We start from the raw sequence: 16,625 nt of genomic DNA on the forward strand, positions 1-16,625 counted from the left end.
GCGAGCCAGACAATCAAACGCTCAGCCGAAAGCCTGCGCCGTGAATCATTTTGAATATCGTGACGGCGTGCTGCACGCCGAAGACGTGCCGGTGCCCGCCATTGCGGAAGCCGTCGGCACCCCGTTCTACTGCTATTCCACGGCAACGCTGACGCGCCATTACCGTGTCTTCTCGGAAGCTTTCGAGGGGCTGGACGCGCTCGTCTGCTACGCCATGAAGGCAAACTCCAACCAGGCCGTTCTGACCACGCTCGCCCGCCTCGGCGCCGGCATGGATGTGGTCTCGGAAGGCGAGCTGCGCCGTGCGCTGGCCGCCGGCGTGCCTGCGAACAAGATCCTGTTTTCCGGTGTCGGCAAGACCGCACGCGAAATGGACTTCGCGCTCCAGGCCGGCATTCTCTGCTTCAACGTCGAATCGATGCCCGAGCTTGAACAGCTCTCCGCCCGCGCCACCGCGCTGGGGCTGACAGCCAATGTATCGCTGCGCATCAATCCCGATGTCGACGCGAAAACGCACAAGAAGATCTCCACCGGCAAGGCGGAGAACAAGTTCGGCATCAGCTGGAAGGACGCCCGCGCCGCCTATGCGCGCGCCGCCGAGCTTCCGGGCCTGAAAGTGTCCGGCATCGACATGCATATCGGCAGCCAGATCACCGAACTGCAGCCCTTTGACGATGCTTTCGCATTGCTGACGGAGCTGACAGAAACCCTGCGCGCCGACGGCCACGCCATCGAGCATGTGGATCTCGGCGGCGGGCTTGGCGTTCCCTACGCGGAGGATGGTGACCAGCCGCCCCTGCCCGACGCCTATGCCGAAGTCGTGCGCAAGCACATGAAAAAGCTCGGCCTGAAGGTCATGCTCGAACCCGGCCGCCTGATCGCCGCCAATGCCGGCATCCTCGTGTCGGAAGTGGTTTATGTGAAGGAAGGCGAAGCGAAGAACTTCGTCATCGTGGACGCAGCGATGAACGATCTCATCCGCCCCACGCTTTACGAGGCGTTCCACGCCATTCGCCCGGTCGCCGAACCGGACGAGAATGCCGGCAGGCTCGTCGCCGATGTTGTCGGTCCGGTCTGCGAGACGGGCGACTATCTGGCGCTCGACCGCGAGCTGCCTGCGCTCAAAGCCGGTGACCTGATCGCCGTCGGCTCTGCCGGCGCCTATGGCGCGGTGCAGGCCTGCACCTACAATTCGCGCCCGCTTGTGCCGGAAGTTCTGGTGAATGGCGACCGGTTCCACGTGATTCGGCCCCGGCTGAGCGTTGAAGAGCTGATCGCGCTCGATTCGATGCCGGACTGGCTCGCCGAGTAAAACCACCTGCAGCGCGCGGATCACAATTTCGCGCGCCGCCTCGCCTTCGCCGCGTTTACTGCTATCCTTCATAGTGACAGGGCGTGCGATTCACGCGCGCTGCGGCAATGTGCAGAGAGCGCCTATGGCTGAAACACCGACAGGGCAAACGCACAGGAGCCGGTTCGCGCGCCTCGCGCGCACCCGGTTTGCCATCCGTTCCGTCATGGTGGTGGAACGCCTCTGGCCGCTTGTCCTGCCGCTCATTGTCCTTATCAGCCTGTTCCTGAGCATTTCCTGGCTTGGCCTCTTCAGGCTCATGCCCGACATGGTGCGGACCGCCGTTCTCGGTCTGCTCGGCCTTGCAGGCCTCGCCGCACTCTGGCGCCTGCGCGGTTTCCGCCGCCCGCAACCGGCTGAAATCGACCGGCGCATCGAGCGCGTCAATCAGCTTGAGCATGAACCCGTCGCAACACAGTCGGACCGGCTCGCCGGCAGCCAGAACGAATTTGCCGACGCCTTATGGCGCGAACACCAGAAGCGCATGGCCGGAAGGCTGAACAATCTGCGCGGCGACCTGCCGGAAACCGGCGTGCCGGAAAAAGACCCCTGGGGCCTGCGTGCCGCCGCTGCCTTGCTTCTGGTCATTGCGGCAGCCTTCTCCACCGGCCCCTATGGCGGCAGCATTCTGGACGGTTTTCGGGCCAATGGCGGGGCGGAAGTGGTTCCCCCGCGCATCGACGCCTGGGTGACGCCGCCCAACTACACCCGCCGCGCACCGCTCTATCTGACCGCAGAGGCCAATCGCGAAACCGACCACTTCACCGTGCCGCAGGGCAGCATGCTCGCGCTGCGGGTCACCGGCGGATCGGGCACGGAAACGCTTTCCTTCCTTGGCGTCGATGACGCGGAAACCCTGATCGAGCCGGAAGGCGCGTCGCAGAGCGAAACGCTATCCTCTGCCGCCACCGCTCGCCGTTTCGCCAGCACACTTGCCGGCGATGGCAAGCTCATCCTGAAGCGCGACGGTCAGGAGATCGAAAGCTGGCTCTTTTCGGTGACGCCGGACAATCCCCCCGCAATCCGCTTTGCCGAAGACCCCGGACGCGCCGTCAATGGAGCGCTGGAACTCGTCTACGAAATCGAGGACGATTACGGCGCAGCCGAAGCCCAGGCGCTGTTCAGGCAGGCCTGGCAGGCGACCGATGCACGGCCACTCTACGAAGCGCCCGACCTGGCGCTCACCCTGCCGCGACGCGATGGCAAGAGCATCGCCGCGAAGACCTCACGCGACCTCACCGAGCACCCGTGGGCCGGCAGTTCGGTGGCGATCACGCTGCGCGCGGTCGATGACGCAGGGCAGGAAGCGCTGAGCGAAGCGAAAATCGTGACCCTGCCGGAGCGCATTTTCACCAATCCGCTGGCCAAGGCGCTGGTGGAGCAGCGCCGCATTCTGGCGCTTGACGCCAATGGCAAGCAGCGCGTTCTCGACCTGATGGACGCGGTCATGACATGGCCGGAGAGAACGCTGAGCGATCTCGCCCATTTCCTCGGTGTTTCGGCGGCCCGCTCGCGGCTTGCAACGGCGCAGTCGGACGACCAATTGCGCAGCGTGGTCGATTATCTCTGGGAGATCGCACTCATCATCGAGGATGGCGACCTCACCGCTGCCGAGAAGCGTCTGCGGCAGGCCCAGGAAGCCCTGAGGCAGGCGCTTGAAGACGGCGCGAGCGACGAGGAAATCGCCCAGCTGATGGACGAATTGCGCAGCGCCATGCAGGAGTTCATGCGCGAACTCGCCGAGCGCGCGCAGCAGAACCCCGATCTGGCCCAGCAGATGCCGGAGAACAGCCAGATGCTCAACCAGAGCGATCTGGAGCGCATGCTCGACCAGATCGAGGAACTGGCCAAATCCGGCGCGCGCGATCAGGCGCAGGAACTTCTCTCCCAGCTTGAGAACATGATGAACAACCTGCAGGCCGGCCGCTCCCAGCAGGGGCAGCAGGGTGGCCAGCAGTCGGAAATGCGCCAGCAGATGGACGAGCTCGGCAATCTGATGCGCAAGCAGCAGGAGCTGATGAACGAGACCTTCCGCATGGACCAGATGGAACGCGGGCAGCGCGGGCAGTCCGGTCAGGAAGGCCAGCAGGGCGAGCGCGGTCAACAGGGGCAGGAAGGGCAGAATCAGCCCGGTCAGGGTCAGCAACCCGGACAGGGTCAGGGCATGACACCGGAAGAATTCGCTGACGCCATGCGCGGCCTGCAACAGGGTCAGGGCATGCTGCGGCAGGATCTGGAGAGCCTGATGGAGGGCCTTGAGGGGCTGGGCATCAAGCCCGGCGAAGGTTTCGGCGAAGCCGGCGAGGCCATGGGCGAAGCCGAAGGCGCGCTTGGCGAGGGCGAAGGCGAGCAGGCCGTGGGCGAACAGGGCCGTGCGCTCGAAGCCCTGCGGCGCGGCGCGCAGGACATGATGAACCAGATGCAGCAGGCCATGCAGGGTGAGCAGGGCGGCGGCGAACAGGGCTATCGGCAGGGCAATAATGGCCGCGATCCGCTTGGGCGTCCGCAGGCGACCACGGGGCCGGATTTCGGCGATTCGGTCGACGTTCCCGACGAGATCGACACTCAGCGCGCGCGCCGCATTCTGGACGCCATCCGCAAGCGCCTCGGCGATGCGCTGAGCCCTGCCCTCGAAAAGGAATATCTCGAACGGCTCCTCAACATGCAGTAACTGGCTGCCGGGGCCTTCGCCCACAGAACAACCCGGACCCGTCACGTTTCGGCATTTTGCGTATTTTCATTTCATGAAGCGGAGGGGTGCGATGAGTGATGCGATAAATCTGGCGGAAAAACTGTCTGCCTTTGACGAGAAATGGTCACCGCGAACCGTGGCCACCTTCAACGGCCATGACGTGATGGTCGTAAAGGTCGAGGGCGAATTCAAATGGCATTCTCACCCCGACACCGACGATTTCTTTCTCGTGCTAAAGGGGGAAATCGACATTCAGCTGCGCGACCGCACCGTCACGCTGAAACCGGGTGAGATGTTCGTGGTGCCGAAAGATGTCGAGCATTGCCCGGTGGCCCGCAAGGAAGCGCATCTCCTCTTGATCGAGCCAATGGGCACACCGAACACCGGCGACGCAGCCACGGCTGCGAAACGCACGGTCATCTGATCGCCCGCCCCCGCCCCCATCCGGAGGCATGGCGGGCAATCTGAACCATTGCAGAAGCGCCGGTCAGGCGGCGAGAACCTCGCCAACCCGCTGGCGCAGTTCGCTCAGCGTGAAGGGCTTGTTCACGACGCCCTTGACGGTGCCTTCAAGCTCCACGGCGCGTTCGCGCTGATCCGCATAGCCGGTCATCAGGAGAAGACGCAGGCCCGGAAAGGCGTTTGCCACGGCCCGCGCCATCTCGATGCCGTCCATGGCCGGCATACGAATGTCCGACAGGACCAGATCGTAATCGCCGGCCGTTTCATTGATTCGCTCAAGCCCTTCCAGCCCGTCACCCGCGGTTTCCACGGTGTGACCGGCAGCGCTCAGCGCGCGGGCGGTAAAATTACGTACGGAGTCGTCGTCTTCGACAATAAGAAGCTTAGCCATGACCTGTTTTCACCCGATCCGATTACCCTTCGGTAAATACGCCAGCCCCCACTTTTCTAAAAATCACTCCGTTCAGGCATCGCCCTTGACGATGCCGACGAAAGGCAACTCGCGAAACGCGTGCGCCACGTCCATTCCATAGCCCACGACAAAATAGTCGGGGCATTCAAAACCGACAAAATCGGCGTCGATTTCCGTCTGCCGCCGCGAATGCTTGTCGAGCAGCACCGCAACGGACACCGATTTTGCGCCGCGCGACATCATCAGTTCGCTCGTGTGCTTCAGTGTCTTGCCGGATTCCAGAATGTCATCGACCAGAAGGATGTCGCGCCCTTTCACATCGTTGTCGATGTCGCGCAACACCTTGATCTTGCCGCTCTCCGTGCCCGCCCCGTAGCTGGAGATCATGATGAACTCCACTTCCGGCGAGATGCCCACATCGTGCATCGCGCGGATCAGATCGGCTGCGAAAATAAACGATCCCTTGAGAACGGAGATCACCAGAAGGTCGTCATACTCGCGCGAAGCGATGTCCTTGGCGAGTTCCAGATTGCGCCTTGCGATGGTCGAGGCCGAGAACAAAACCTCGATTTCCTTGCCGCGTACAACAGGCATGGGGCGGCGAACTCCTGTAAGGGCGGCCCCGAAACGATCTGGTCCGGAACCGGGTATTCAGCAGATGATCTACGACGAACGAAACGTCACAGAAACGGACTTTACACCTTCACTAGGCGCGACCAGCCGACTGGAGAAGGGAAAGCGCGCGCCCGGTCCGAGGTGTTGTTCGTTTGTCCCCAAAAAATAACGCGTTGTCGAGCCGTTTTCGGAGGTAACGTTGATGGAGATTGATGGAATGGCGACAATCTTGCTGCCGCCGTTAAAGGCTGCGCCATCAACGATGAGAAGCGCCTGCGATCCCTGCCGCTCGACGCGGGATGTCACCTCCACCAGACGCAGGGCCTGCGACGGCGTCTCCCGCTGACCGAAATCCATCGCCTGCACCAGGCTGTGCCCGCCAGACACCCAGAACGCGCCGGCGATGAACAGCGCGCCCACCGCCCAGAACAGCGGGCCTGCCGGCCCGCGCTTCACGCGCCGGTGTGCTGCGCCCGGTTTCAGCATCTCGAGGCCCGAGACGGTTTCACCCGACGGCAGCGCCGCGCGCGGCTTGCGCGCTTCGGTGTTCTCGCCGGGCGCAAGCGTTTCGAAGCCCACATCGACCACATCGCGCCCGGCATCGCGCCCGGCATCGCTTTGACGATGCGATCCGCGCGAGCGGTCGGGCATCATGATTTCGCCCGAAAGAGGGCGTGCGCTGTCGGAGTGCCTCATAGCCGGCAGACTATCCTTTCGTGATCCGCCTTTCCGGGCTAAATGGAAATGGTTAATGCTTCGACCTCCCGCATATCAAGCAGGAGTTAACTTGCTATTAACCATGCGCATTGATGGTCTGACAGAATGCGTCCCGGCAACACCCGCCACCCAACGAACGCAGGTTCCTCGTGATTCGATTTGAAAATGTCGGCCATAGATACGGGATGGGTCCGGAGATCCTCCGCGATGTCTCGTTTCATTTGCCGGAGCGATCCTTCCAGTTTCTGAGCGGCCCTTCCGGCGCCGGCAAGACAACGCTCCTGCGCCTGCTTTTCATGTCGCTGAAGCCGACGCGCGGCCTGATCACGATTTTCGGCAAGGACCGCTCCAAGATCACCCGCACGGAGCTGCCGCTCCTGCGCCGCAATATCGGCGTGGTCTTTCAGGATTTCCGCCTGCTGGATCATCTCACCACCTATGAGAATGTGGCATTGCCGCTGCGCGTTCGCGGGCGGGATGAATCCACCTATCGCAGCGATGTGATCGAACTGCTGAAATGGGTGGGTTTAGGTGAGCGCATGCATGTGCTGCCGCCCATCCTGTCCGGCGGTGAAAAGCAGCGCGCCGCCATCGCCCGCGCCCTCATCGAGCAACCCCGCATCCTGCTTGCCGACGAACCGACCGGCAATGTGGACCCGCAACTCGCCCGCCGCCTGCTGCGGCTGCTTTTGGAGCTCAACCGGCTCGGCACCGCCGTCGTCATCGCCACCCACGACCTCGGCCTGATGGATCAGGTGGATGCGCGCCGCATGGTGCTTTCGGGCGGAAGGCTGGAAATCTATGACTGAGACGACCCGCCTCCTGAAGAATGTCGGCGCACGCCTGAGTTCGGGCGCGCGCGGCGCGGTGTCGCGCAAGCAGACACCCATCGTGCCGTCGGACAACATTGCCGGCCGCGCCATGGTGCTTGTCATCGCGATCATGACCTTTCTTTCGTGCCTCACCCTGGGCGCGGTGACGCTGGTGCGCGACACCGCCTCCACCTGGCAGACGCAGATCTCCCGCGAAGCGACCATCCAGATCAAACCCGATGAGGGGCTGGACATGGACGCCGCCCTCGCCCAGGCCCGCGACATCGCCGCCGGCTACAATGGCGTTCTCAACGCAAACATCGTCGACGCCGAGGCCACCGCACGCCTGCTCGAACCGTGGCTCGGAACCGGTCTCGACATTGAGAGCCTGCCCGTCCCCCGGCTCGTGATCGTCACCATCGACCCGACAGCGCGGCCCGATTTCGCGGCCATGCGCGCCGAACTTGCGCAAAACGTCGCCAATGCCACACTGGACGATCACCGCACCTGGGTCGACCGGCTCGTCGCCATGGCGCGCACCACCGTCACCATCGGCATGTCGGCGCTGGCGCTGATGCTCTCGGCCACGGCGCTCACCGTCATCTTCGCCACGCGTGGCGCGATGGCCGGCAATGGACACATCATCGAGGTGCTGCATTTCGTGGGAGCGGAAGCACCCTTCATCGCCTCGCAGTTTCGCCGGCACTTCCTGTTTGCCGGCATGAAGGGGGCTGCCGCCGGCGGCCTTGCCGCCATCCTCGTTTTCATCGGCTTCTACTGGTGGTCATCGCGCAACATGGCCACGCCCGAGGCAGATCAGGCCACGGCCCTGTTCGGCAACTTCGCCATCGGTCCATCCGGCTATATCGGCGTCGGCGCAATCGTGATCGTGATTGCCGTCCTGACGGCGGCAACCACCCATGTGACGGTGCTCTCCTATCTGAAGAACGTCGACACCGCCCATCCCGACACGATGTAGCCGCGATGATGTCCCAATTGACCTGTTCACCGGATGCGTGTCGACTATCCATCGCCGCAATTTGCAGTTAACGATCACCGCATGACACAGGAGCCCCAGCATGGCCTGAAAGGCCAGGGTCACGTACCACGCCGCAGCCGGCGATCCGGCGCGCGTCGCGTGTTCAGGGTGCTTTTGCTGGTGTGCACCATCGGTGTGTTCGTTTTCATCGCAGGCTTCGGTTTATTTGCCGACCATATCGGCCATCTCTCCGTCCCCCGCGACATTGACGATGCAGACGGCATCGTCGTCCTCACCGGCGGCCAGTCGCGCATCGACGCCGCTGTCGAACTCCTGAAAAACGGCAAGGGAAAACGCCTTCTCATCAGCGGCGTCAACCCGATCGCCCGGGCAGACGATCTGCGGATCGCCACCGGCAGCGAGACAGAACTCTTCGAATGCTGCGTCGACATCGACCATGCCGCGCTCGACACGATCGGCAATGCCGAGGAAAGCGCCAAATGGGTGCAGGCCAACGCCTATGACAGCATCATCCTGGTGACCAACAACTACCACATGCCGCGCAGCCTTCTGGAAATGCGCCGCCTTTTGCCCGATGCGCAGGTGCATCCCTATCCTGTGGTCAACACGCCGCTCGACAATGGCGCATGGCTGGCAAAGCCGAACGCGCTGCGCGTGCTCGCCACGGAATACACGAAATATGTCGGTGCACTGGTGCGCGAGGTCGTCCCCCTTCCCCGCATGACATTCCTGAAAAAGACGGCAGAAACCGCAAAGGCCGATCTGCAGGGAAATTGAAATCCGGCCGCATTCCCCGCACCACACTCTGGCCACAGGCGCTTTGCCTCGCTCCCCGGTTGCTGTAAGAGCCTCACAAGAACCTAGAGCGTTTCCGCTTTTCGCTGAATCGTGAAAACGCTCTAATTCATTGTTTTCGTGCAATTCCGGACGGAAAACCGGTTCCCACTTTTCCTGGAATTGCTCAAACGGGCCATATTCATGCTCCTCATCCGATCAGCCGCCTTCAATGCCGTCTTCTACCTGAACCTCATCGTGCAGATGCTGTTCTGGACGCCCATCTTCTTCCTGCTGCGACGCAAGAAGGCGTGGTTCGTGCCGAAGTTCTGGGCTTCCTCAAGCCTGTGGCTGCAACAGGCAATGACCGGCGGGCGCTCGGAGATTTCGGGGCTGGAGAACCTCCCGGACGGTCCCTGCATCATCGCGCCCAAGCATCAGTCTTTCTGGGACACGATTGCCTTTCTGCCGCACATCCCCGATGCGCTCTACATCCTGAAGCGCGAACTGATGTGGATCCCCTTCTTCGGCTGGTACGTGGCCAAGATGCGCATGATCCCGATCAATCGCGGCAGCCGCACCAAGGCCCTCAAGCAGGCGGTAAAACAGGCCCATGAGCTGATGAAGGAAAATCGCCAGCTCATCATCTATCCCGAAGGCACGCGCCGTCCGCCGGGCGCGGAACCGGCCTATAAATACGGCATTGTCGAGCTCTACGCACAGCTTGGCGTCCCGGTGGTGCCGGTTGCGCATGCGGCCGGCCTGTTCTGGCCCCGGCGCAAGTTCCTGCGCCATCCGGGCGTCATTCGCGCGCGCTTCCTGCCGCCCATCGAACCCGGCCTGTCGCGCGAGGAGTTCCAGAGGCGCCTTGTCGGCGAAACGGAAGCGGCCTGCGATGAAATGCTGGTGGAAGCCGCCACATCGGCCAATCCGCCGCCGCTGCCGGAGACAGCCCGCAAACGCCTTCAGGAGCTGGGCGTCACCGCCGCCTCCTGAAGCCAGACCTGCCCCCAGGGTCAGGCCCCTAGATAGCGCCCTTGCCCGCATTGCCGATGCGGGCAGCCACCGCTTCAAGCCAGTGATCGCGAATGCCCAGCGCCTGCAGGTGCTCGACCGTGTTGCGCACATAGTCGACATTGGGCCCGGATTGCCCGACGGACGCGCTCACCTGCTGCGCCGCGTGGTCGATGTCCATGCTGCCGGCATATTGCCCGTGGGCGCGGTCGACCACATAGGTCAAAGCCTCAACCGCCAAGCCATCGTCAAGCCGAACGCCCACCCGGCGCTCCAGATAGACATTGGTGACCAGCTCGCGCTCGCGCAGATAGTCCACCACTTCGCGCTGCAATTCTCCCGGCACGCGAAAAGCGAGCCCAAGGCATGAACCGCCACGGTCCAGCCCGAGCACCAGCCCCGGCCGGTCCGGCGTGCCGCGATGCACATGCGAATGGATGCACAGCGCCCGGCGATAGCCGTGCAGTCTGGCCTTGCGGGTCTCGGTGTGGGCGAAACCCGGCCGCCACATCAGCGATCCGTAGCCAAAGACCCAAAAATCGTCCATATCGCCTGCCCAATGCTTGAAAGGGTGTTGCTGTGTCGTCATCACTGGTGGCGAACGGGTTAACCGGAGGACTTCATGCCGTCAAGAAAACGCACCAAACGCAATACCAGCCGCCGCTTCCTGCTGTTCGCGCTGTTCATTGTGCTGGCCATTCTCGTTTACACCGGCGGCTGGTTCTATGCTGCCGACACGCTGGAGCGCCGCACCATCACGGCCATCGAGGACATCAATCTCGGCCAGCAGAACGTCAATTGCGAGGAACCGACGGCCCGGGGTTATCCCTTCCGCATCGGCCTGTTCTGCCGCAGCGTTTCCTTCGAAAACGCCGAGACCGGCGTCTCCGTGAATGCCGGCGCGTTCCGTTCCGCAGCGCAGGTCTATCAGCCCATGCGCACCGTGGGTGAACTGGATTCGCCCGCGAAAATTACCGCCCCCCATTTCCCGCCGGTTGAAGCGAATTGGGACAATATGCGCCTCAGCGCGCGTCTCACCACCCGCCTGCCGGAGCGCGTTTCGAGCGAGGCCACCAATGTGGTCCTGACGCTGGACGACGACACACGTCAGCCCATCGCGCGCGCAGACAGCATTCAGACCCACACGCGCCAGAACGGCGCGAATGTGGATTTCGCCTTCATCGCGCAGAAGCTCTCGCTCGACCCGGCTCTCACCAGCGGCGCGACCATTCCGGCGCTTGATGGTGAAGTGCTTTTGTCGCTGGATGATGGCGTGGCGCTGTTGGCCAATGCACGAAACGGGCTGCGTGGACGCTCCGGCAATGTGCAGAACCTGCGCCTCAGCGTGGCCGGCACCGAGGCCGGGCTCAGCCTTCAGGGGCCGATACGGATTGCGGAGAACGGCCTGATTGACGCCGAGCTGCGCGTCACGGTCAACGAGCCGCAGACCATTGCGCGTCTTGCCGGCGATCTTTTCCCCGCACAGCGCGATCAGATCGCAGGCATCACGTCGGGGCTTGCCAATCTCGGCAAGGCGCCGACCCTGCCGGTCAATATCCGCCAGGGCCGTGTCTTTGTCGGTTTCATTCCGCTCGGGCGCGTGCCGCCCGTCAGATAAGCCTTACGGCTTTTCGGGATGGGCCAGCGCGTGACGTCCGAAGTCCGGAACGTCGATGTCCTGGCCCGCCTCAATGATGGAGCGGCGGATGGCGCGGGTGCGCGTGAACATCTCGAACAGCTTGTCGCCATCGCCCCAGCGGATCGCCCGCTGAAGTGCGGAAAGGTCTTCGGAAAACCGCGCCAGCATCTCCAGAATGGCATCACTGTTGTGCAGGCACACATCACGCCACATGGTCGGGTCTGACGCTGCCAGACGCGTGAAATCGCGGAAACCTGAGGCCGAGTATTTGATGACCTCGGATTTCGTCACCGCTTCCAGATCGTCCGCCGTACCGACAATGTTGTAAGCGATGATGTGCGGCAGGTGTGAAACGATGGCCAGCACCATGTCGTGGTGTTCCGGGTCCATGCTGTCGACCATCGCGCCACAGCCTTCCCAGAAGGCTGACAGACGCGCCAGCGCATCCGCATCCGTGTCCGGCAGCGGCGTCAGAATGCACCAGCGCCCCTCAAACAGATCGGCAAAACCGGCGGCAGGACCGGAATCCTCTGTACCCGCGATGGGATGGCCGGGAATGAAATGCACAGTGTCCGGCAGATGCGGCTGCATCTGCGCGACAACAGATGCCTTGGTGGAGCCAACGTCGGTCACGATCGCGCCCGGTTTCAGCGCCGGCGCAATCGCCTGCGCCACCGCACCCGAAGCGCCAACGGGCACCGAAATGATCACCAGATCGGCATCGCGCACCGCCTCGGCGGCGTCCTGCTCGTAGACATCGCCCAGTTCCAGCTCGCGGGCCTTTTCCAGCGTCTGTTCACTGCGCGTCGAGATGGCGACGGTCGACGCCAGACCGGCATGCCTGATGGCGCGTGCAAGCGACGAGCCAATCAGGCCGATGCCGATCAGCGCGACCTTGTTAAAAAGAGGGTCAGGCACGATTCAGCCTTCCATGAATTCCTTGAGAGCGGCGACGACGCCGCGGTTGGCCTCTTCCGGGCCGACGGTCAGGCGCAGGGCGTTGGGGAAACCATAAGGCACCACACGCCGCAGCACATAGCCGCGCGAACCAAGGAAGGCATCGGCCTCCGCAGCCGTCTTGCCGCCATTCTCCGGGAAGTGGATCAGCAGGAAGTTGCAGACACTGGGCGTCACACGCAGACCAAGCTTGCCAAGCTCTTCAACCAGCCAGGCGCTCCAGGTCTCGTTGTGCTCAAGCGCGCGCTGCAGATGCGCCTTGTCGCGGATCGCCGCAGCACCGGCCTCAATGGCCAGCGCGTTGACGTTGAAGGGGCCGCGCACGCGGTTCACCGCGTCCACCACGTGAGCCGGCGCATACATCCAGCCGATGCGCAGCGCCGCCATGCCGTGGATCTTCGAGAAGGTGCGCGTCATGACGACATTCTCGCTCGACGACACCAGCTCGATACCGGCTTCATAGTCGTTGCGGCGCACATATTCCGCATAGGCGGCGTCCAGCACCAGAAGCACATCCTTCGGCAGGCCGGCCTGCAGGCGGCGCACCTCTTCAACCGGAATGTAGGTGCCGGTCGGATTGTTCGGGTTGGCCAGGAAAACGATGCGCGTCTTCGGCGTCACCGCCGCAAGGATCGCATCCACGTCGGTGCGCTCATTGTCTTCCTTCACCACCACCGGCTTGCCGCCGGCGGCCAGGATCTGGATGCGGTAAACGAGGAAGCCATGCTCGGTGAAGATGCCTTCATCGCCGGGCTTGATGTAGGTCTGGGCCAGCAGGCCGAGCAGTTCGTCAGAACCATTGGAGCAGAGAATGTTGGCCGGGTTCAGGCCATATGTCTCGGCAATCGCCTCGCGCAGCGCCGTCGCCGAACCGTCCGGATAGAGCTCCAGATGTCCCATGGTTTTGGAGATCGCCTCAACGGCCGCTGGCGAAGGGCCAAGCGGGGACTCGTTGGAGGAGAGCTTCCACACCTTCATGGCGCCGGGCGCGCTTTCGCGACCGGGTACATAAGCGGCGATATCCATGACACCGGGCTTCGGTTCGGGACGGTCGGACGTGCTCATTGAATGGTCCTGCTCTAGGGAAACGGTTGATGGGAACGCCTGTCTCAGGCGAAAATCCGTCAGATGCTTTAGACCATGACGGCGATTGACGCAAAGAAAACGCCACCTTAAATAATGATCTCCATTCGTGGTGATTTGGCCGGTCGGCTTGCAGCCACGTAAAACAACTCGCTAAAAGGCCGTGCGATGCAAGAATATTGCTGAGACCGGCCGCGATTTCGCTGCCGGTCTTTTTGTTTGGAGCCCGGTCCTTTTTGTTTGGAGCAAAACAATGCCGATCAAGATCCCCGACCAGCTTCCCGCCCGCGACGTGCTCGTGCGTGAAGGTGTGTCCGTGATGGACGAGGAAACAGCGCTGCGGCAGGACGTCCGCCCGCTGCAGATCGGACTGCTCAACCTCATGCCGAACAAGATCCGCACCGAAACGCAGTTCGCCCGCCTCATCGGCGCTTCGCCGCTTCAGGTGGAGCTGACGCTTGTGCGCATCGGCAACCACCGCGCCAAGAACACGTCGGAAGACCACCTCATCTCCTTCTACCAGACCTGGGAAGAGGTGCGTGACCGCAAGTTCGACGGCTTCATCATCACGGGTGCGCCCATCGAGCTTCTGTCGTTCGAAGACGTCACCTACTGGAAGGAACTGGAGAAGATTTTCGACTGGACGCTGACCAACGTCCACTCCTCCTTCTTCATCTGCTGGGGCGCAATGGCCGCCGCATGGCACTTTCACCGCATTCCCAAATACACGCTGGAGAAGAAGGCGTTCGGCGTCTTCCGCCATCGCAACAACGCACCCGCCTCGCCCTTCCTCGCCGGTTTCTCCGACGATTTCGCCATTCCGGTGTCCCGCTGGACCGAAGTGCGCTCCGCCGACATTAAGCCGGAAACGGGCCTGCAGGTGCTGATGGAATCGGATGTCACGGGGCCATGCCTGCTGACGGAGGAGACGGGCAACCGGCTCTACATGTTCAACCACATCGAATATGATTCCACTTCGCTGAAGGAGGAATATGATCGCGACGTGGCTTCGGGAACCGAGGTCGCCGTGCCGCACGGCTATTACCCCGATGATGATCCGAGCCGCCCGCCCCTGAACCGCTGGCGCTCGCACGCGCATCTTCTGTTCGGCAACTGGATCAACCAGGTCTACCAGTCGACGCCCTACGATCTGGCGGAGATCGGCGCAGGGCATCAGGCTACGAAATGAAATTGCTAGCCGCGTAGAAGCGCGGCAGCGTCGCGGGCGAGCTTCACCGTGCGTTCGCCCGCCGGCATGGGCGCGGCCAAAGCCGCCGCCTGCCCTGCCCATAAGGGCGAAAAATCGCTCACCCCGGCCTTTTCCGCCGCAGCGCGCAGCGGGCCAATGGCAGCCGTCGCCAGCGGAAACTCCGGCGCATCATCGCTCATCGGTCCCACTTCGCTGACGAAGCGGTTCAAAAGCCCGCGGGCTGGCCTGCCGGTGAAAACATTGGTCAGGACCGTGCGGTCGTCCCGCGCCAGCGCCAGCGCATCGCGATGGCCCGCGCCGGTCAGCGCCTCGGGCGATTGCAGATAGGCCGTCCCCACCTGAACGGCGGAAGCGCCAAGCATGAAACAGGCCGCCACGGCGCGCCCGTCGCAGATGCCACCGGCTGCAATGACCGGAACGGAAACCGCGTCCACCACCTGCGGCACCAGCGCCAGCGTGCCGGGCTGCGTCGCAATCTCCGGCTCCAGAAAGACGCCGCGATGACCGCCGGCTTCCGCGCCCTGCGCGATGATGGCGTCGCAGCCGTTTTCTTCCAGATAGCGCGCCTCGGCCACGGTGGTCGCCGAAGCGATGATCTTCGCCCCCGCTTCGCGCACGCGCGCCATCAGCGCCTCATCCGGCAGGCCGAAGTGAAAGCTCACCACTTCCGGGCGCGTCTCCTCGACGATGACGCAGCTTTCCTCGTTGAAAGGATTGCGCCCGCCACCGGGCGGGGCCGCATCGGGGTCAATGCCGAATTCGGAATAAAAAGGCCGCAGGCGCTCGCGCCATGCCGCCTCGCGCGCGGGATCGGGTTCAGGCGGCACATGGCAGAAGAAGTTCAGATTGACCGGCCCGTCCGTCCCCTTTCGGATCGCCTCCATCTCGGCGCGTATCTTCTCCGGCGTCAGCATGGCGCAGGGCAGCGAGCCCAAACCGCCGGCGCTGCTCACGGCAATCGCAAGTGCCGATCCGGCAGATCCCGCCATGGGCGCCAGAAGGATCGGCAGTTCGATGCCGAAGAGTTCCGTAACGGATGTGCTCATTGCCATGATGGTTATCCCTTTCCCCCGTTTCGGCTCCCAGTGCGACGAAGGCCGCCAACCCGTGTTGCGCCCTGCGGCGAAAGCACCGGCACGAAAACGCGCCGCGATGCCCGCGCCGCCACCGGCAATCCCTGATAAAGGCGCTTCTCCGCCTCGACCACCAGAACGCCCGAGAAAATCGGCCAGAAACGCCGCCCGGCCTGCTCCAGTAGCTGATGCAGCCGCAGCACGAAGCGCCGCTCCGATGGCGGGAAGTGCAGCGCGTCCCCCCAGGCCGTGGCCGTGAAATTCGCCTCGCGCAGCGCCTCGGCAAGCTGGGCGCGCGAATAGGGCCGCCCGGTGCCGAACGGCGTGTGCTCGAAACGCGCCCACATGCCACGCCGATTCGGCACGGCAATGATCAACCGTCCGCCCGGGGCCAGCACACGCCAGATTTCCAGAAGAGCCTGCTGCGGGTTCTCCACATGCTCCAGCGCATGCACCATCAGCACGCGATCAACCGAGGCATCGGGCAGCGGCAGTTCCTCCTCGAACACCAGAGCGGTGGCGGAGGGTTTGCCCGAGGGCCACGGCACCGCGCCCTGCATGGCCGGCATGAAGGCGAAGGTGCGCTCCGCATCCGCGCCGAAACGGTCGAGCCAGGGCAGCGTGTAGCCAAGCCCGACAAACCGCTCGCTGGTGCTTTTCGACCAGATGGCGGAAAGCGCCATGGCGATGGAGCGCTCGGCCAGATGACCGAGCAGGGAGGAATAGAAGGCGCGAAGCGCGACAATGTCCGAAATCATGGCAGGGACGGTACCCCCCTTCCACGACACCGGCAAGAATTGTCGCACCCGGCGTG

The 16,625-nt window shown here is 63.2% G+C and carries 17 protein-coding genes and 1 riboswitch; of the genes, 9 read left to right on the forward strand and 8 right to left on the reverse strand.

Annotated features, from left to right (window positions below; translation table 11 throughout):
• The first annotated feature begins 40 nt into the window (after positions 1-40).
• From lysA to DEJ54_RS02335, 3 genes are all read left to right on the forward strand, one after another.
• Positions 41-1,312 (forward strand): diaminopimelate decarboxylase, encoded by a 1,272-nt coding sequence (gene lysA, locus DEJ54_RS02325; RefSeq protein ID WP_113153140.1) that lies wholly within the window; start codon positions 41-43, stop codon positions 1,310-1,312.
• 124 nt (positions 1,313-1,436) lie between these two features.
• On the forward strand, positions 1,437-4,022 hold the full coding sequence (locus tag DEJ54_RS02330; protein WP_113153141.1) for a TIGR02302 family protein: 2,586 nt from the start codon (positions 1,437-1,439) through the stop codon (positions 4,020-4,022).
• Positions 4,023-4,113: 91 nt separating this feature from the next.
• Entirely contained in the window at positions 4,114-4,467 is a 354-nt protein-coding gene (locus tag DEJ54_RS02335; protein ID WP_113153142.1) for a cupin domain-containing protein, read from the forward strand.
• 63 nt (positions 4,468-4,530) lie between these two features.
• Here DEJ54_RS02335 and DEJ54_RS02340 read toward each other — a convergent pair whose 3' ends face one another.
• From DEJ54_RS02340 to DEJ54_RS02350, 3 genes are all read right to left on the reverse strand, one after another.
• The gene (locus DEJ54_RS02340) at positions 4,531-4,896 is read right to left on the reverse strand and encodes a response regulator (protein WP_113153143.1); all 366 of its coding nucleotides are present in this window, start codon (positions 4,894-4,896) and stop codon (positions 4,531-4,533) included.
• 72 nt (positions 4,897-4,968) lie between these two features.
• Positions 4,969-5,511 (reverse strand): hypoxanthine phosphoribosyltransferase, encoded by a 543-nt coding sequence (hpt, locus tag DEJ54_RS02345; RefSeq protein ID WP_113153144.1) that lies wholly within the window; start codon positions 5,509-5,511, stop codon positions 4,969-4,971.
• 69 nt (positions 5,512-5,580) lie between these two features.
• Complete coding sequence (locus DEJ54_RS02350) at positions 5,581-6,228, reverse strand: hypothetical protein (RefSeq protein WP_113153145.1); 648 nt, start codon at positions 6,226-6,228, stop codon at positions 5,581-5,583.
• A gap of 170 nt (positions 6,229-6,398) precedes the next feature.
• Between DEJ54_RS02350 and ftsE the strand changes: the two genes are divergently transcribed.
• From ftsE to DEJ54_RS02370, 4 genes are all read left to right on the forward strand, one after another.
• The gene (ftsE, locus tag DEJ54_RS02355) at positions 6,399-7,058 is read left to right on the forward strand and encodes a cell division ATP-binding protein FtsE (RefSeq protein ID WP_113153146.1); all 660 of its coding nucleotides are present in this window, start codon (positions 6,399-6,401) and stop codon (positions 7,056-7,058) included.
• Positions 7,051-8,040 (forward strand): ABC transporter permease, encoded by a 990-nt coding sequence (locus DEJ54_RS02360; RefSeq protein WP_113153147.1) that lies wholly within the window; start codon positions 7,051-7,053, stop codon positions 8,038-8,040. The genes ftsE and DEJ54_RS02360 overlap by 8 nt, the downstream gene beginning before the upstream one ends.
• A gap of 81 nt (positions 8,041-8,121) precedes the next feature.
• Entirely contained in the window at positions 8,122-8,838 is a 717-nt protein-coding gene (locus DEJ54_RS02365; protein ID WP_113153148.1) for a YdcF family protein, read from the forward strand.
• Between the two features lie 201 nt (positions 8,839-9,039).
• Entirely contained in the window at positions 9,040-9,831 is a 792-nt protein-coding gene (locus tag DEJ54_RS02370; protein ID WP_113156031.1) for a 1-acyl-sn-glycerol-3-phosphate acyltransferase, read from the forward strand.
• Positions 9,832-9,859: 28 nt separating this feature from the next.
• On the opposite strand, the gene DEJ54_RS02375 is transcribed toward DEJ54_RS02370, so the two are convergent.
• Positions 9,860-10,396, reverse strand: a complete 537-nt coding sequence (locus DEJ54_RS02375; protein ID WP_113153149.1) for a gamma-glutamylcyclotransferase — start codon at positions 10,394-10,396, stop codon at positions 9,860-9,862.
• A gap of 75 nt (positions 10,397-10,471) precedes the next feature.
• Between DEJ54_RS02375 and DEJ54_RS02380 the strand changes: the two genes are divergently transcribed.
• Positions 10,472-11,467 (forward strand): DUF2125 domain-containing protein, encoded by a 996-nt coding sequence (locus DEJ54_RS02380; protein ID WP_113153150.1) that lies wholly within the window; start codon positions 10,472-10,474, stop codon positions 11,465-11,467.
• A gap of 3 nt (positions 11,468-11,470) precedes the next feature.
• On the opposite strand, the gene DEJ54_RS02385 is transcribed toward DEJ54_RS02380, so the two are convergent.
• Both DEJ54_RS02385 and hisC read right to left on the reverse strand, forming a co-directional pair.
• Positions 11,471-12,406 carry a prephenate/arogenate dehydrogenase family protein gene (locus tag DEJ54_RS02385; RefSeq protein WP_113153151.1) on the reverse strand — a complete coding sequence of 312 codons (936 nt, stop codon included), beginning with the start codon at positions 12,404-12,406 and terminating at the stop codon, positions 11,471-11,473.
• 3 nt (positions 12,407-12,409) lie between these two features.
• A complete protein-coding gene (gene hisC, locus DEJ54_RS02390; protein ID WP_113153152.1) occupies positions 12,410-13,510 on the reverse strand; it encodes a histidinol-phosphate transaminase in 1,101 nt (366 codons plus the stop codon).
• A 117-nt stretch (positions 13,511-13,627) separates the two neighbouring features.
• A riboswitch (SAM riboswitch) is annotated at positions 13,628-13,705 on the forward strand.
• 76 nt (positions 13,706-13,781) lie between these two features.
• Between hisC and metA the strand changes: the two genes are divergently transcribed.
• On the forward strand, positions 13,782-14,717 hold the full coding sequence (metA, locus tag DEJ54_RS02395) for a homoserine O-succinyltransferase (protein WP_113153153.1): 936 nt from the start codon (positions 13,782-13,784) through the stop codon (positions 14,715-14,717).
• A 5-nt stretch (positions 14,718-14,722) separates the two neighbouring features.
• On the opposite strand, the gene DEJ54_RS02400 is transcribed toward metA, so the two are convergent.
• The gene (locus DEJ54_RS02400; protein WP_113153154.1) at positions 14,723-15,790 is read right to left on the reverse strand and encodes a nitronate monooxygenase family protein; all 1,068 of its coding nucleotides are present in this window, start codon (positions 15,788-15,790) and stop codon (positions 14,723-14,725) included.
• Between the two features lie 5 nt (positions 15,791-15,795).
• Positions 15,796-16,569 (reverse strand): class I SAM-dependent methyltransferase, encoded by a 774-nt coding sequence (locus DEJ54_RS02405; protein WP_113153155.1) that lies wholly within the window; start codon positions 16,567-16,569, stop codon positions 15,796-15,798.
• Between the last annotated feature and the right edge of the window lie 56 nt (positions 16,570-16,625).

Origin of the sequence: Nitratireductor sp. OM-1, assembly GCF_003296175.1 — a bacterium.
GTDB classification, from domain to species: domain Bacteria; phylum Pseudomonadota; class Alphaproteobacteria; order Rhizobiales; family Rhizobiaceae; genus Nitratireductor; species Nitratireductor aquimarinus.

Coding starts and splice junctions, on each gene's coding strand:
- DEJ54_RS02360 (WP_113153147.1), top strand. CDS start 7,051: ATGACTGAGACGACCCGCCTCCTGAAGAATGTCGGCGCACGCCTGAGT.
- DEJ54_RS02365 (WP_113153148.1), top strand. CDS start 8,122: ATGACACAGGAGCCCCAGCATGGCCTGAAAGGCCAGGGTCACGTACCA.
- DEJ54_RS02400 (WP_113153154.1), bottom strand. CDS start 15,790: ATGGCAATGAGCACATCCGTTACGGAACTCTTCGGCATCGAACTGCCG.
- DEJ54_RS02405 (WP_113153155.1), bottom strand. CDS start 16,569: ATGATTTCGGACATTGTCGCGCTTCGCGCCTTCTATTCCTCCCTGCTC.
- DEJ54_RS02340 (WP_113153143.1), bottom strand. CDS start 4,896: ATGGCTAAGCTTCTTATTGTCGAAGACGACGACTCCGTACGTAATTTT.
- DEJ54_RS02375 (WP_113153149.1), bottom strand. CDS start 10,396: ATGGACGATTTTTGGGTCTTTGGCTACGGATCGCTGATGTGGCGGCCG.
- hisC (WP_113153152.1), bottom strand. CDS start 13,510: ATGAGCACGTCCGACCGTCCCGAACCGAAGCCCGGTGTCATGGATATC.
- DEJ54_RS02380 (WP_113153150.1), top strand. CDS start 10,472: ATGCCGTCAAGAAAACGCACCAAACGCAATACCAGCCGCCGCTTCCTG.
- hpt (WP_113153144.1), bottom strand. CDS start 5,511: ATGCCTGTTGTACGCGGCAAGGAAATCGAGGTTTTGTTCTCGGCCTCG.
- DEJ54_RS02350 (WP_113153145.1), bottom strand. CDS start 6,228: ATGAGGCACTCCGACAGCGCACGCCCTCTTTCGGGCGAAATCATGATG.
- DEJ54_RS02335 (WP_113153142.1), top strand. CDS start 4,114: ATGAGTGATGCGATAAATCTGGCGGAAAAACTGTCTGCCTTTGACGAG.
- metA (WP_113153153.1), top strand. CDS start 13,782: ATGCCGATCAAGATCCCCGACCAGCTTCCCGCCCGCGACGTGCTCGTG.
- DEJ54_RS02370 (WP_113156031.1), top strand. CDS start 9,040: ATGCTCCTCATCCGATCAGCCGCCTTCAATGCCGTCTTCTACCTGAAC.
- DEJ54_RS02330 (WP_113153141.1), top strand. CDS start 1,437: ATGGCTGAAACACCGACAGGGCAAACGCACAGGAGCCGGTTCGCGCGC.